The sequence below is a fragment of the Streptomyces sp. 71268 genome, assembly GCF_029392895.1.
In the GTDB taxonomy this organism is placed as follows: domain Bacteria; phylum Actinomycetota; class Actinomycetes; order Streptomycetales; family Streptomycetaceae; genus Streptomyces.
The window spans coordinates 1,189,763-1,204,111 of sequence record NZ_CP114200.1; the positions used below are offsets into that span (position 1 = coordinate 1,189,763).

The 14,349-nt window shown below is 76.1% G+C and carries 12 protein-coding genes; 4 read left to right on the top strand and 8 right to left on the bottom strand.

What is annotated here, in order from left to right:
• The first annotated feature begins 104 nt into the window (after window positions 1-104).
• Complete coding sequence (locus OYE22_RS04485) at window positions 105-488, top strand: DUF1844 domain-containing protein (RefSeq protein ID WP_277319191.1); 384 nt, start codon at window positions 105-107, stop codon at window positions 486-488.
• 90 nt (window positions 489-578) lie between these two features.
• Here OYE22_RS04485 and OYE22_RS04490 read toward each other — a convergent pair whose 3' ends face one another.
• From OYE22_RS04490 to OYE22_RS04505, 4 genes are all read right to left on the bottom strand, one after another.
• Window positions 579-1,304 (bottom strand): MIP family channel protein, encoded by a 726-nt coding sequence (locus OYE22_RS04490; protein WP_277319192.1) that lies wholly within the window; start codon window positions 1,302-1,304, stop codon window positions 579-581.
• Between the two features lie 172 nt (window positions 1,305-1,476).
• Complete coding sequence (locus OYE22_RS04495; RefSeq protein WP_277319193.1) at window positions 1,477-2,229, bottom strand: SseB family protein; 753 nt, start codon at window positions 2,227-2,229, stop codon at window positions 1,477-1,479.
• 114 nt (window positions 2,230-2,343) lie between these two features.
• The gene (gene mycP, locus OYE22_RS04500; RefSeq protein ID WP_277323977.1) at window positions 2,344-3,513 is read right to left on the bottom strand and encodes a type VII secretion-associated serine protease mycosin; all 1,170 of its coding nucleotides are present in this window, start codon (window positions 3,511-3,513) and stop codon (window positions 2,344-2,346) included.
• 107 nt (window positions 3,514-3,620) lie between these two features.
• Window positions 3,621-4,760 (bottom strand): hypothetical protein, encoded by a 1,140-nt coding sequence (locus OYE22_RS04505; RefSeq protein WP_277319194.1) that lies wholly within the window; start codon window positions 4,758-4,760, stop codon window positions 3,621-3,623.
• Between the two features lie 890 nt (window positions 4,761-5,650).
• On the opposite strand from OYE22_RS04505, the gene OYE22_RS04510 reads away from it, so the two are divergent.
• Window positions 5,651-6,844, top strand: coding sequence for an alanine racemase (locus tag OYE22_RS04510; RefSeq protein ID WP_277319195.1), 1,194 nt, complete (start codon window positions 5,651-5,653; stop codon window positions 6,842-6,844).
• Window positions 6,845-6,884: 40 nt separating this feature from the next.
• Here OYE22_RS04510 and OYE22_RS04515 read toward each other — a convergent pair whose 3' ends face one another.
• From OYE22_RS04515 to OYE22_RS04530, 4 genes are all read right to left on the bottom strand, one after another.
• A complete protein-coding gene (locus tag OYE22_RS04515) occupies window positions 6,885-7,937 on the bottom strand; it encodes a DUF2510 domain-containing protein (protein WP_277319196.1) in 1,053 nt (350 codons plus the stop codon).
• Window positions 7,938-8,053: 116 nt separating this feature from the next.
• Window positions 8,054-8,869: a 3-oxoacyl-ACP reductase gene (locus OYE22_RS04520; RefSeq protein WP_277319197.1), complete on the bottom strand. Its 816-nt coding sequence runs from the start codon at window positions 8,867-8,869 to the stop codon at window positions 8,054-8,056.
• Between the two features lies 1 nt (window position 8,870).
• A complete protein-coding gene (locus tag OYE22_RS04525) occupies window positions 8,871-10,253 on the bottom strand; it encodes an aldehyde dehydrogenase family protein (protein ID WP_277319198.1) in 1,383 nt (460 codons plus the stop codon).
• A gap of 11 nt (window positions 10,254-10,264) precedes the next feature.
• Complete coding sequence (locus OYE22_RS04530; protein WP_277319199.1) at window positions 10,265-11,632, bottom strand: glutamine synthetase family protein; 1,368 nt, start codon at window positions 11,630-11,632, stop codon at window positions 10,265-10,267.
• 90 nt (window positions 11,633-11,722) lie between these two features.
• Between OYE22_RS04530 and OYE22_RS04535 the strand changes: the two genes are divergently transcribed.
• Together OYE22_RS04535 and eat are read left to right on the top strand one after the other, a co-directional pair.
• A complete protein-coding gene (locus OYE22_RS04535) occupies window positions 11,723-12,487 on the top strand; it encodes an FCD domain-containing protein (protein WP_277319200.1) in 765 nt (254 codons plus the stop codon).
• A gap of 300 nt (window positions 12,488-12,787) precedes the next feature.
• The gene (gene eat, locus OYE22_RS04540; RefSeq protein WP_277319201.1) at window positions 12,788-14,335 is read left to right on the top strand and encodes an ethanolamine permease; all 1,548 of its coding nucleotides are present in this window, start codon (window positions 12,788-12,790) and stop codon (window positions 14,333-14,335) included.
• Window positions 14,336-14,349 lie beyond the last annotated feature (14 nt).

The window sequence follows — 14,349 nt, forward strand, 5'->3', positions numbered from 1 at the left end:
GATCCCCCGCGTGCGCGCCGGCGCCCTGCCGTACGAACCCGCCCGACGCCCGGTCGACGCCTACGGCGTCGGACGTACCACCGATTCCGACAGACGAGAGAACCATGAGCGACGCCGACGCCCAGCAGCCGAACCAGGACCAGGGCGCGAGCCCGAACTTCGACGCGATGACCCGCGACATCGCGGACGTGCCCGCCGTCGAGGTGATCACGACGGTCGCGGTGCACCTGATGAGCGCCGCCGCGGTCAACCTCGGGCTCGCCGAGGACGCGCCCGAGCACAAGGACCTGGACGAGGCGCGCAAGCTGATCACCGCGTTGGCGGGCCTGGTCACCGCGAGCGCGACCGAGGTCGGCTCGTACCACGCGGCACCGCTGCGCGACGGTCTCAAGTCGCTCCAGCTGGCCTTCCGCGAGGCGTCGGTCATCCCGGACGAGCCGGGGCAGGGGCCGGGCGAGAAGTTCACGGGGCCGGTCTTCGGGGGCTGAGCCACCCTTGTCGCGAGGTGGCCCCGTACCGCCGCGGCGGTACGGGGCCACCTCGGCCCACCCGGGGCGGGTGGGCCGGCGCGCGGCGGGTCAGGGCTCGGCGCGCTCGCGGTCCAGCAGGTCGCCCGAGCGCGGGTGGGTGAACTGGTGGCAGACGGCGGCCAGCGCGGCGCCCACCAGCGGGGCGATCAGGAAGAGCCAGAACTGTTCCAGCGCGTCGGCGCCCGCGAAGATGGCGGGGCCGAAGCTTCGGGCCGGGTTCACCGAGGTCCCCGTGAGCGGGATGCCCACCAGGTGGACCACGCCCAGCGCCAGACCGATCGGCAGCCCGTCGAAGCCGACCACGGCCACCTTGTGGGTCACCGCGAGCACCACGAAGACCAGCAGGAAGGTGAGCATCACCTCGGCGAGGAAGGCGCCGCCGGTGTTGATGTGCACGGCCGAGCGGTCGCCGTAGCCGTTGCTGCCGAACTGGCCACTGGTCTTGAGCCCCGGCACCTGCTTGGCCAGCAGGAACAGGATGGCCGCCCCCGCGATGCCGCCCAGCAACTGGGCGATCCAGTACTCGATCGCCGTGCGCGGCGAGATGCGGCCGGCCACCAGCATGCCCAGCGTCACGGCCGGGTTGACGTGGCAGCCGGAGATCGGCCCGAGCGCGTAGGCGAGGGCGAGCAGGGTGAAGCCGAAGGTGAGCGCGATGCCGACGGTGCCGATGTAGTCGGCGGCGAGGACGGCGGAGCCCACCGCGAAGAACACCAGCAGCAGCGTCCCGGCGAACTCCGAGATGACGGTCCGCGTCTCCAGCCTCGTGTCCATGCCGCTCTCCTTGGGTGGATGATCGTGAATCGCTCCTGTTGCATTGTGGGGCTTTATGGGACATTTCGCCCGTTGGCGGCACGGCGAGGACGGCCGAGCCACGCGATCGGCGCGGGCCGTGGGGCTCGCGTCGGGCGGGGGCTCGGCGTGAGAGTTCGGGGCGGCGGTTCGGCTAGGCGACGTAGAGGGGTTCGCCCGGGACCGTAGCGTGCGCCGGCAGCAGGGCCAGCCGCAGGCCCCGTACCAGCCTGGCGCGGAGCACCTCGTCGCCGGCGAGCGACTCGGCGACGCGCTGGGCGACCTCGCGGGCCGGCGCGTCGGCGGCCAGCGTCAGCGCCAGGGTGCCGTCCGCGTCCGGCTCGGGCGACGCGGCGAGGTGCGCGCGCAGCACGCCCGGCTCGGCGGCCAGCACGGTGCGCAGCGCCCGCGCGACGGCCGGGTCGGCCAGCGGGTCGGTGCTGGTGCGGCCCTCGGCGAGGGCCAGCAGCGCGGGGCCGGTCAGCGGGAAGGTCACCGGGCCCGCGAGGTCGAGCACGATGGTGTCGGCCTTCTCGTGCGCGGCGGCCTGGAGCGCCTGGTGCAGCGGGACGGCCACCGGCCTGGCGTCGGGGCGCCAGCGGGCCAGCGCCTCGGTGGAGGTGAAGGCCGGCAGCGCGCGCCGGCCGTCGGGCGCCTGGAGCGTGGGTACGGCCATGTCGCTGGTCTTCTCGCGGCGCAGCGTCCCGCCGTTCGCGGTCGGCGCCTCCTCGACCTCGCCGAGCACGGCGACCACCGGCACCAGCAGCCGCGCCCCGGCCAGCGCGCCCAGCACGCGCGGCTCGGCGGCCCGGTCGTCGGCCCAGGCTGCGAGAGCGGCGGCGAGCCGCTCGTCGGCGGAGCCGTCGTCGTCGGAGAAACCGGGGTCTGGGATGTTCTTGAGCGCCACGCGTCGAGGCTACCCGGGCCCGGCACGCGGCCGTGCGCTGGTGCGCCCCTGGTCACGGGCCGGGCGTCGGGACCGGGTCGCGGGCGGGGGGCACGGGGCCGGGCCGTGGGGCGGTCAGCCGGGGCCGGGTCGGCCGGGGTCGCGCGGGCGGCGGTCGCGCCACAGGACCACCGCCGTGAGCACCAGCGCCGCCCCCGCGAAGCCGGCCGTGAGCGCGAGCCGGCTGGGCCCGCCGTCCGCGCCGTCCGCCCGCTCCGGGAGTGGCCCACGGCCGAAGTACCGGTCGGGGTAGGCGGCGGGGGCCGGGAGCTGGGCCCTGGCCTCCAGCCGGCCACCGGCCCTGATCGCGGCGGCGGCGTCCACCATGCCCGCGCCCAGCTCGTCGTTGCGGCCACCCTCGGGCCGGTCCTGGGCGGTTTCCGTGAGGAGCCGCTTGACCTGCACCGGGCTGAGGTCCGGGTACGCGGCCCTGACGAGCGCGGCGACGCCGGAGACGAAGGCGGATGCCGCGCTGGTGCCCCAGCCCTGGTAGTAGCGGCGGTTGGGGTCGGCGATGACCACGTCCACGCCGGGCGCGCAGAGCGTGGCGTACCAGCGGCGGGTGGAGAAGGCCGCGCGGCTGCCGTAGCGGTCCACGGCGGTCACGGCGATCACGCCCGGGTAGGCGGCCGGGTACGAGGCCCGGTCGCCCTCGCCGCCGCCGTTGCCGGCCGAGGCCACCACGACGGCGCCCTTGCGCAGCGCGTACTGCACCGCCGCGTCCTCGCGGCGCTCCGGGTGGGCGGACTCGCTGTCGTCGCCGAGCGAGAGGTTGATGATGTCGGCGCCGTGGTCGGCGGCCCAGCGGATGCCGTCGGCGAGGGCCGCGCCGCGCGCGCTGCGGGCGCGCTTGCGGGCCGGGTCGCCCTCTTCGAGGATCACCCGCACCGGGAGGATGCGGACGCCGGGCGCGACGCCGACGACCCCGTCGCCGCCCTCCGTGCCGTGGCCACGGCCGGCGACGATGCCGGCCATCGCGGTGCCGTGCCGGGCCCAGGACGGGTCGCCGCGCCGGGCCCCGAACCCGATCATGTCCTTGCCCTGGAGCACCTGTCCCCGCAGGTCGGGGTGGTCGGCGTCCACGCCGGTGTCCAGCACGGCCACCGTGACGCCCTCACCCTTGGTCGTCCGCCAGGCGTCCCGGGCGTGGATGGCGTCCAGCGCCCACTCCTGGGACTGGATGCCGTCGGCCTCGGCCACGGGTGCCGGCGACAGCAGCGTGAGGCAGGCCAGCGCGCCGAGCACCGCGAGCGGGCGCGAGCGGGCCCGGCGTTGGGCGGGCCGGCCGCGCTGGCGGTCGGTGGCGGTGCGGGGGCGCCCCCAAAGGGCTCGGCCCCGGCGTCGGCGAAGCGTCACCTGGCCTCCATCGCGGCGTTCAGGGCCGTGCGGAAGGCTCGCTCCACGCCGGTCGCGAGGCCCTTGGCGTCGTGCCCGAGGCCCGCCTCGGCCGGGTCGGTGGTCGCCCCGCGCGCGGTGGCCCGGTCCGCGGGCTCGGGCCGTTGGATGTCACGGCCGTCGGCGAAGCCGCTCACCGCGTACACGACCAACGGGAGGTCCGCCGGCACGCTGACGCGCCAACTGGCCCGCTGGGCGTCGCCGAATCCCTCGGCCGCGGTGCCGTCGGCCGGGTACGGCTTGGGCAGCAGGTCGGCGCGTTGGTCGAGCCGCTCGGTGGCGAACCGGTTCCGCAGGGCCCGCATCCCGGCCGCGTCGGCGCGCGTGACGACCAGGCCGACCGTGGTGACGCTGGTGCTGGTGGCGTCGGCGTACGTGGCGCGGAGCAGGCGCGCGCAGCCCACCGGGGACAGCGCGGTGGCCAGCAGCGGGTCGAAGGCGCCGGCGCAGCGGTCGTCGGGGGCGACCGCGATCCGCGTCCAGGTGCGGTCGGCGCCGCCGGGGCCCGCGCCCCGACCGGTCAGCGTGCGCGGGAACAGCGTGTCGACGGGCACGCCGCGCCACAGCGTACGGGCGTGCTGGAAGGCGTCGGTCGAGCGCGCCGGGCCGCCGCCCTCGCGCAGCAGGCTCCCTAACACCGCGCCGACGAGCAGGCCGACGCCGAGCACCGCGCAGAGCGCGGCGGTCACCAGGCGGGCGAGCCCGCGCCCGGACCGGGCGGTGCGGGGCGTGGACGTGGCGGTGGCCCCGTGGGCCAGCAGGTCGGCCGCGAGGCCGGCGACCGGATCGGCCGGCCGGCCCACCGGGCGCGGCGGCCGCTGCGCGGTGGGCGGCGCGGACGGCTGGGGCGGGAACGGCGGGCCCGCGGTGGGCGGGCCCGGAGTCGGTGGGTACGCGGCGGCGTCGGACCGGCCCGGCGGGCGAGTGGCCGGGGCGGGCGGGGCGGGTGGGACCGCCGCGGGTGGGCCCGGGGCTGCCGTTGCCGGCCGGGACTGGTCGGGCTGGGCCTGCGTGGTGGCGGGCGGGCCCGGGGTGTGGTCGGGCTCGCCGGGCGGCTGCGGGTCGCGGGGCGCCTCGGGCCCGCCGGGGTCGGGCATCGCGTGGGCCGCCGTCGCGGGGCGGGGCGGGGCCGGGGCCTCGGGTGTGGTGGGCGACGTCGGCGCCCCGGGCGCGGAGCTCGCGGTGGGTGTGGGCGACCGACCCGGCGCGAGGGCCGGCGCCGGCGCGCTCGGTGGCGCGGTCGGTGTGGATACGGGCGCGGGGAGCGTCGGCGATGCGAGGCGGTCGTCCGGGTATGGCGGGGCCGGTGGCGCGGCGGGGGCCGGGGCGCGCGTGTCCGGCGCGGGCGGCGGGTCCTCGGGCCGGGGCGCCGCCGTGGGAGCCGGAGCCGGGGCGGCCGTCGGGGCAGCGGGGCCCGGGGACACGTGCGACGGGAGGGCCGGCGGGGTGGGGCCGGGGCCGGTCGCCGGGGGGTACGCGCGGGGTGCGGGCGGCCCGGGCGGTGACGTCGGGGTGGCGGACGGTGGCGCGGGGGGTGGGCCGCCAGCGGGGTGGGCCCGCGGCGGGCGCGGTGCGGGCGGCCGGCCGGGGGGCAGCGGCGGTCGCGGGGGCGCCACCAGCGGGCCGACGATCGCCGAGGGGGCCGGGCCGGGGTTCGTACGGCCGCCCGAGCGCGGCGGCGGGGGCGCGGGCACCTGTCCGGAGTGGTCCGGGGGTGCGGCGCGGCCTGGGGCCGTGGCGGGGCGGGTGGTGCGGGGCGGGAGGCGCGTGCGTGCTCCGCGTCGGCGCCCACCTGCACCCCCTCGCACCCTTCGACACCGTTGTGGTCGAACCGCCCGACCGCCTTTCGGGACAGGCCGGTTCGTATGTGGACAGCACGCCGCTGACCTGCCGGTCACGGCGTGCGCGACACTCTACGGGGCGTCGGGCACCGTTCGCATCGGGCGCCCGACTACCCAGCGGTAATGACCTCTGGCAAGCTGCCTCCATGTCGTATCCGAGCACCGACCGGGCCCGTCTCGACCGGGCGACGGCCCACCTTGACGCCCCGCTCGCGGTGGTCGACCTCAGGGCGTTCGACGCCAACGCGCGCAGCCTGGCGCAGCGGGCGCGGGGCAAGCCGATCCGTGTCGCGAGCAAGTCGGTGCGCTGCCGCGCGCTGTTGGAGCGCGCGCTGCGGCAGGACGGGTTCGCGGGCGTGCTCAGCTTCACGCTGGCCGAGTCGCTGTGGCTGGCCAGGTCCGGTTTCCCGGACGTGCTGTTGGCCTACCCCTCCGCGGACCGGGCCGGTTACGCCACGCTCACCAGCGATCCGGAGCTGGCCGCCGCCGTGACCGTGACCATCGACGACCCGGCCCAGCTCGACGCGATCGACGCCGCGCGGGGCGGCACCGAACAGGTGCGGGTCTGCCTGGAGTTGGACACCTCGCTACGGCTCGGCCGCGCGCTGCGGGTGGGGGCGCTGCGCTCGCCTCTGCACGAGCCGGACCAACTGGTCGCGCTCGCCCGTACGGTCGCGGACCGGCCGGGTTTTCGACTGGTCGGACTCATGGCCTACGAGGGGCACATCGCCGGCGTCGGGGACGCGGTGCCCGGGCATCCGGTGCGTTCCCGGGCGATTCGGCTGTTGCAGGGCGCGGCGCGGCGCGAGTTGGCCGCGCGGCGGGCGGCGGCGGTGCGGGCCGTGCGGCAGGTCGCCGATCTGGAGTTCGTGAACGGGGGCGGCACGGGCAGCGTGCAGCACACCGCGGCGGAGGAGGCGGTGACGGAGCTGGCGGCGGGCTCGGGCCTGTACGTGCCGCGACTCTTCGACCACTACACGTCCTTCAGCGGCCACCCGGCCGCGCTGTTCGCGCTGCCGGTGGTGCGCAGGCCAGGCGTCGGCGTGGTGACCGTGCTCGGCGGCGGCTATCCGGCCTCCGGGGCGGTGGGGGCGGACCGGCTGCCGTCGCCGTACCTGCCGCGCGGGCTGCGGTACCACCCGCTGGAGGGCGCCGGCGAGGTGCAGACCCCGCTGCTCGGTCCGGCCGCCGACGACCTGCTGATCGGGGACAAGGTGTGGTTCCGGCACGCGAAGGCCGGGGAGTTGTGCGAGCGCTTCGACGCGGTGCAGTTGATCGACGGCGAGCGGGTGGTGGACGTGGTGCCCACCTACCGAGGCGAAGGCAAAACGTTCCTGTAGGGGCTGGGCGCGGCCCGCGCGGTGCGGGCCGCCACCCGGCTCACACGCCCTCGCCGTCGCCCGTCGCCGGCTCGATGCCGCGGATGATCTCGTCCATGCTCGACAGCGGCGGGGCCGCGGAGCTGACGTCGAAGCCGAGCCGCACGACGACCAGGTCCGCCTCGGCCGCCGGCTGGCCGGGCTCGGGGAAGACGACGCTCTGCACGTAGCCGTCGTCGCCCTTCTTGGTCTCCGCCTTCCACCGCACCAGGTACCCGCGTTGGCCGGCGACCATGACCTCCTCCGCCTTCAGCTCCTGGTGCCCGTCGAGCCCGCCGTACGCGGCCGGCTTGCCGTTGTTCTGGCCGGCGCCGTACGACTCCTCGGCGTTGCGCGCGATGTCCTCCCGGGCGATGCCCTCGGGCGTCTGGGACCGGTAGCCCTTGCCGGCGGCGCCGAAGGTGAACACGCCGCCGCGCACGCAGCGCGAGGCCCCGTCGCCCGGGCACGGATAGGGCGAGGTGGTGATGCCGAGGCCGTCCGCGCCCGGCGGGGACGCGGTCCACTGGTCGAGGACCGGCACGGCGATGCCGTTCGCCGGGTCGACGGCCATCCGGCCGTCGGGCTCCGGCGCCCGCGGCGATCCAGAGGCCCCGTCGCCGTCGTCGCCCGATCCCCCGCTCGGCCCGGGCACGCCGAGCGAGGGGTTCGGCCCGGCCTTCTCGCCCTTGTCGCCGTCGTCGCCGCCCCACAGAGCGATGGCGCCCGCCACGACGGCGGCGACCACGACGACGGCCACGCCCGCGAGCACCGCACCGCGCCTGCCACGGCCGGTGGGCGGGCCCGCGGGCGGCGGGGCGCCCGGATAGCCCGGTGGCTGCCCCGGCGGTGGGCCATAGAGGGCATGCCCCTGCGGCGTGCCGTACGGAGCCGTGCCCGGGGGCGGCGGCGCGGGGGCGTAGGCGCCGGGTGCCGACAGCATGGTCTGCGCGTCGTGCACCGAGGGCGCGCTGCGGCGCCCCTCAGTCCACCCGGCCCCGTCCCACCAGCGCTCGGGGGCGGGCCCGTGGCCCTGGTGGTCGGGGTCGGGGTACCAGCCGGGAGGTGTCGTCATGCTCACCCCCGCACCCTATGGCCAGCCCGGGGCGCGGGACACCGGCGCGGCGGCCAACTCCGCGCGGCGCGCGGGGTGCTGGCGCCTCGCACCGTGGCCCGGCTGGGGCGGCCCGGCTAGAGCGGGGTCACGTACGCCCCGGCGATGCCGCCGTCCACCAGGAACTCGGCGGCGTTGACGAACGACGCGTCGTCGCTGGCGAGGAAGGCCACCGCGGCGGCGATCTCCTCCGGCTCGGCGAACCGGCCGACGGGCACGTGCACCAGGCGGCGGGCCGCGCGCTCGGGGTCCTTGGCGAACAGCTCCTTGAGCAGCGGGGTGTTCACCGGGCCCGGGCACAGCGCGTTGACCCGGATGCCCTCGCGGGCGAACTGCACGCCCAGCTCGCGCGACATCGCGAGGACGCCGCCCTTGGAGGCGGTGTAGCTGATCTGCGAGGTGGCCGCGCCCATGACGGCCACGAAGGAGGCGGTGTTGATGATCGAGCCCCTGCCCTGGGCCCGCATGTAGGGCAGGGCCGCCTTGCAGCACAGGTAGACGGAGGTGAGGTTGGTCTGCTGGACGCGCTGCCAGGCGGCCAGGTCGGTGGTGAGGATCGAGTCGTCGTCGGGCGGCGAGATGCCGGCGTTGTTGAAGGCGATGTCCACCGAACCGAAGGCGTCGTGCGCGGCCCGGAACGCGGCCTCCACCTGGTCCTGGTCGGTGACGTCCACGCGTACGAACAGGCCGCCGACCTCGTCGGCCGCGGCCTCGCCGGCCCGTTCGTCGATGTCGGCGCAGACCACGCGCGCGCCCTCGGAGGCCAGTCGGCGGGCGGTGGCCAGGCCGATGCCGCTGCCGGCGCCGGTGATCACGGCCGTACGGTCCACCAGGCGGCGACAGAGCGGAGCGCTCGCGGCGGCCGATGGCCGCGCGGCCGGGGTGTCACTCACGTCAGTTCTCCTCGGTGCTGATGAAGACGTTCTTGGTCTCGGTGAAGGCCGCGAGCGCGTCGGGGCCGAGTTCGCGGCCGAGCCCCGAGTGCTTGAAGCCGCCGAAGGGGGTCCAGTAGCGCACGCTGCTGTGCGAGTTGACGGAGAGGTTGCCGGCCGCGACGGAGCGGGCCACCCGGACGGCGCGGCCCACGTCGCGGGTCCACACCGAGCCGGCCAGGCCGTAGTCGGTGGCGTTGGCCAGCCGTACCGCGTCGGCCTCGTCCTCGAACGGGAGCACCACCGCGACCGGCCCGAAGACCTCCTCGGTGGCCACCCGGCTGTCGGGCGCGGCCTCCAGGACGGTGGCCGGATACCAGAAGCCCTTGCCGGCCGGGACCCGGCCACGGATGGCGGCGGGGGCGTCCTCGGGGACGAAGGAGCGCACGCGCTCCCGGTGGGCCGCGGAGATCAGCGGGCCCATCTCCGTCGCGGGGTCGGCCGGGTCGCCCACCCGGAAGTCCCGCACGGCCGGTTCGAGGAGTTCCAGGAAGCGGTCGTAGACGGATCGCTGGACCAGGACGCGGCTGCGGGCGCAGCAGTCCTGGCCGCTGTTGTCGAGGAAGGAGGCGGGGGCGGCGCGGGCGGCGCGTTCGATGTCGGCGTCGGCGAAGACGATGTTGGGGCTCTTGCCGCCGAGTTCCAGCGTGAGCCGCTTGACCTGGGGCGCGCAGCGGGCCATGAGCTGCCGGCCGACGGCGGACGAGCCGGTGAAGACGACCTTGGCGACGTCGGGGTGGTCCACGAGCGCGGTGCCCACCACCGGCCCCGCGCCCGGCAGCACCTGGAACAGGTCGGGTGGCAGCCCGGCCTCCCGGCCGAGTTCGGCCAGCCGCAGCGCGCTGAGCGGGGTGGCCTCGGCGGGCTTGAGGAGGACGGCGTTGCCGGCGGCGAGCGCCGGGGCCAGGCCCCAGGCGGCGATCGGCAGCGGGAAGTTCCACGGCGCGATGACGGCGACCACGCCGAGCGGTTCGGCGAAGGTGACGTTGATGCCGCCGGGGACGGGAATCTGCTGGCCCAGCAGCCGCTCCACTCCCCCGGCCGCGTAGTCGAGCAGGTCGCGGGCGTTGCCGGCCTCCCAGCGCGCGTTGCCGACGGGGTGGCCCGCCTCGCGCACCTCGATGTCGGCGAGTTCCTCGACGTGCTGGTCGACGGTCTGGGCGAAGGCGCGCAGCGCTCGGGCCCGCTCGCCGGGGGCCAGCGCGGCCCAGGTGCGCTGGGCCGCCACGGCCCGCGCCACGGCGGCCGTGACCTGCCGTGGGGTGGTGGCGACGACGGTGGCGATGACCTCTTCGGTCGTCGGGTTGACGACCTGGTGCTCGGTCGGGAACTCCGCGTTGGCCAACGGTGGTCTCCTCACATGCGTTCGAAGGAGCGGAAGCGCTCCCAGTCGGTGACGGCGGTGTCGTACGCCTCCTGCTCGACGTGCGCCATGCGCAGGTAGTGCTCGACCACCTCGTCGCCGAAGGCGGTGCGCGCGAGGGTGCTGCCGCGCCACAGGTCGGCGGCCTCGCGCAGGGTCGCCGGCACGCGCTCGGCGTCGCTCGCGTAGGCGTTGCCCGTGACCGGCTCGGGCAGTTCCAGCGCCTGGTCGACGCCGTGCAGCCCGGCGGCGATCATGCCGGCGACGGCGAGGTAGGGGTTGACGTCGCCGCCGGGGAGCCGGTTCTCCAGCCGGTGGCCCGGGCCGCGGCCGATGACGCGCAGCGCGCAGGAGCGGTTGTCGGGGCCCCAGGCGACCGCGGTGGGCGCGAAGGACCCGGGCCGGAACCGCTTGTAGGAGTTGATGTTGGGGGCGTAGAGGAGGGTCAGTTCGCGCATGGCCGCGAGCTGGCCGGCCAGGAAGTGCCGCATGGTGGCGGACATGCCGTACGGGGCGCCGTCGTCGGCGAGTACGGGGTACCCGTCCGCGTCCCGCAGCGAGAGGTGGATGTGGCAGGAGTTGCCCTCGCGCTCGTCGTACTTGGCCATGAACGTGAGCGCGCTGCCCTCCTGGGCCGCGATCTCCTTGGCGCCGGTCTTGTAGATGGCGTGCTGGTCGCAGGTGGTGAGCGCCTCGTCGTAGCGGAAGGCGATCTCGTGCTGGCCGAGGTTGCACTCGCCCTTCGCGGACTCCACGGTCATGCCGGCCGCGTCCATCTCCAGGCGGATGCGGCGCAGCAGCGGCTCCACCCGGGCGGTGCCGAGCACGGAGTAGTCGGCGTTGTACTGGTTGGCCGGGGTCAGGCCGCGGTACGCGGCGTCCCACGCCTCCTCGTAGCTGTCCTGGAAGATCATGAACTCCAGCTCGGTGCCCGCGTAGGCGCTCCAGCCGCGCTCGGCGAGCCGGTCGAGCTGCTGGCGCAGTACCTGGCGGGGCGAGGCGGGCACCGGGGTGCCGTCGTGCCAGCCGAGGTCGGCGATGAGCATGGCGGTGCCCGGCTGCCAGGGGATGCGGCGCAGCGTGCCCGGGTCGCCCCGCATGGCGAAGTCGCCGTAGCCACGGTCCCAGGAGGACATGGCGTAGCCGTCCACGGTGTTCATGTCGACGTCGACGGCGAGCAGGTACGTGCAGCCCTCCGTGCCGTGCTCCAGCACCTGGTCGAGGAAGAACCGGGCCGCGAACCGCTTGCCCTGGAGCCGGCCCTGCATGTCGGTGAAGGCGAGGACGACGGTGTCGATCTCGCCGGCTGCCACGAGCCGGCGCAACTCTTCGACCGGGAGCGGGGGCGTGCGAACTGCCACGGGCGTGCCTCCTGTCGGTGCGTCCGAAGGTCATAAGGTAGGCCCGTAGACCATTGGTTGGGAAGTAGCCGTGGCCGGGAGGGCGGGTCGATGGACACCGGGACGAACGCACAGCGGAGCGCGCCACCGCACGGGCCCGCGCGACTGACCCACCTGGTACCGGTGTTGCGGCCGGTGCGCGCCGGCAACGGCTTCGAGGAGGCGCTGGAGCAGATACTCCAGGTCGTCCGGCTCGGCCTGGTACCGGAGGGCGAACGACTGCCCTCCGAACGGGAGTTGGCCGAGCGGCTGCGGATCAGCCGGGTGACCCTGCGCGAGGTGTTGAAGGTCCTCCAGGACCAGGGATTGGTGGAGAGCAGACGCGGCCGGTACGGGGGCACGTTCGTGCTGGCCAGGCCGGCGACGGGCGGCCCCCGGGCGGAGTTGCGGCGCCGGGGGGCGGACGTGGACGTGGAGGACACGCTGCGTTTCCGCGAGGTGCTGGACGTGGGCTCGGCGGGCCTGTGCGCGACCCACGAGTTGGGCCCGGAGCAGCGGCGGCGGGTGCGGGAGGCGCTGGACGGCACGCGCGACGCGGCGCCGCAGGACTACCGCAGGGCGGACACGCTCTTCCACCTCGCCCTCGCGGGCCTGACCGGCTCCCCCTCGCTCGCCGCCGAGTACGCGGCGGTGCGGGCCCGCCTCAACAACCTGCTCGACTGCATCCCGCTGCTGGTGCGGAACGTGGAGCACTCGCAGGCCCAACACGCCGCGCTCGCCGAGGCGGTGCTCGACGGCGACGCGGACGGCGCCCGCGAGATCATGCGCGAGCACTGCGCGGGCACGGCCGCGCTGCTGCGCGGCTTCCTGTCCTAGCCGCCGCGCCGGGCTCCCTCGCGCGTCACCGCCGCGTCAGCCTCGCGCGCGTCACCGCCGCGTCGGCCGCCCGCGCGCAACCGCCGTACGGGGCTGGGCCGTTGGCGGGGAACCGTGGCGACGGAGCCACGGGTGGCGGCTCGGTGGGCCGCGGGCGGGCGGCGCGTACGCCGGGGCGCGCGGGTTCGGCGCGCGGCCGACCGGCGCCTGCCCGTGACCCGTGCGCGGGTCTTGCGCGGCCACGGGCGGGGCCGCAATGGTATGCAGTCACACCTTTCCTCCGGCAGGCGGGAGCGGCCCATGGCCGACGAACCTGAGCTGACCACCTCACCCGCGGGCGGCGACGAGCCGGAGAGACCGGAGCGGGGCCACGGCCCGGCGCTCCCGCCCGCCGTGCCCTCGGCCCGCGCGGCGGACCCGAACGAGGGCGCGGACCCGCGCGCCGCGGCGTACCTGGAGCGGCGCTCCCTGCGCCGGGGCAGCGCGGGCCCGCTGCTGCTGACCGGGCTCGGCGTCGCGTACGTCGTCTCGGGCGACTTCTCCGGCTGGAACGCGGGCCTGGCCGAGGGGGGCTTCGGCGGCCTGGCCATCGCCGCCGTCCTGATGGGGCTGATGTACACCTGCCTGGTGTTCTCGCTGGCCGAGTTGGCGTCGGTGCTCCCCACGGCGGGCGGCGGCTACGGCTTCGCCCGCCGCGCGCTCGGCACCTGGGGCGGGTTCCTGACCGGCACCGCGATCCTCATCGAGTACGTGCTGGCCCCCGCCGCGATCGCGCTGTTCATCGGCGAGTACGTCGAGTCGCTCGGCCTCTTCGGCGTGGAGTCGGGCTGGCCCGTCTACCTGGCCTGCTTCGTCCTGTTCGTCGGCATCCACCTGTGGGGGGTGGGCGAGGCGCTGCGGTTCGTCCTGGCGGTGACCGCCGTCGCCGTGGCCGCGCTGGTCGTCTTCGCGTGCGCGGCCGCGACGGAGTTCTCCGCGGGCTCGCTCAACGACATCCCCGTCGACCAGGACGCCTTCGGCGCGGGCTCCTGGCTGCCGTTCGGCATCCTCGGCATCTGGGCGGCGTTCCCGTTCGGCATGTGGTTCTTCCTCGGCGTGGAGGGGGTGCCGCTGGCGGCGGAGGAGACCCGCGACCCGGCGCGCACCCTGCCCCGGGCGATGGCCTGGTCGCTCGGCATCCTGCTGCTGCTCGCGCTCGTCACCTTCGTGACCGCGACCGGTGCGCGCGGCGCGGCCGCCATCGCCGACGTCGGCGACCCGCTGGTGCGGGCGCTGCAACCACACGGCGAGCCCACCACAGCCAGCCGGATCGTCAACTACGCGGGCCTCGCCGGCCTGGTCGCCTCCTTCTTCTCGCTGATCTACGCCGGCTCGCGGCAGCTCTTCGCCCTCTCCCGGGCCGGCTACCTGCCCCGCGTCCTGTCGCTCACCAACCGCCGCAAGGTCCCCTACCTCGGCCTCGTGGTCCCCGGGGCGCTGGGCTTCGCGCTGGCCGCGGCGACCGGAGACGGGGCGCGGATGCTGAACGTGGCGGTCTTCGGCGCCACCATCTCGTACGCCCTGATGGCCCTGTCCCACGTCGTGCTGCGCCGGCGTGAGCCTCGGCTGCGCCGCCCGTACCGCACCCCGGGCGGCGCGGTGACCTCCTCGGTCGCGCTGGCCCTGGCCTGCTCGGCGCTGGTGGCGACATTCCTGGTCGATCCGGAGGCGGCGCTGATCGCCCTTGGCGTGTACGGCGTGGCGCTGGTCTACTTCGCGTGCTACAGCAGGCACCGGCTGGTGGCATCGGCGCCCGAGGAGGAGTTCGCGGCCCTCGCGGAGGCCGAGGCGGCGCTGGCCCGCGACTGACCCGGGAGGACGAC

What these genes read in the sequence shown, in the direction of transcription:
- OYE22_RS04485 (WP_277319191.1), top strand. Translation starts at nt 105, where the DNA reads ATGAGCGACGCCGACGCCCAGCAGCCGAACCAGGACCAGGGCGCGAGC.
- OYE22_RS04490 (WP_277319192.1), bottom strand. Translation starts at nt 1,304, where the DNA reads ATGGACACGAGGCTGGAGACGCGGACCGTCATCTCGGAGTTCGCCGGG.
- OYE22_RS04505 (WP_277319194.1), bottom strand. Translation starts at nt 4,760, where the DNA reads ATGCCCGACCCCGGCGGGCCCGAGGCGCCCCGCGACCCGCAGCCGCCC.
- OYE22_RS04510 (WP_277319195.1), top strand. Translation starts at nt 5,651, where the DNA reads ATGTCGTATCCGAGCACCGACCGGGCCCGTCTCGACCGGGCGACGGCC.
- OYE22_RS04515 (WP_277319196.1), bottom strand. Translation starts at nt 7,937, where the DNA reads ATGACGACACCTCCCGGCTGGTACCCCGACCCCGACCACCAGGGCCAC.
- OYE22_RS04535 (WP_277319200.1), top strand. Translation starts at nt 11,723, where the DNA reads ATGGACACCGGGACGAACGCACAGCGGAGCGCGCCACCGCACGGGCCC.
- eat (WP_277319201.1), top strand. Translation starts at nt 12,788, where the DNA reads ATGGCCGACGAACCTGAGCTGACCACCTCACCCGCGGGCGGCGACGAG.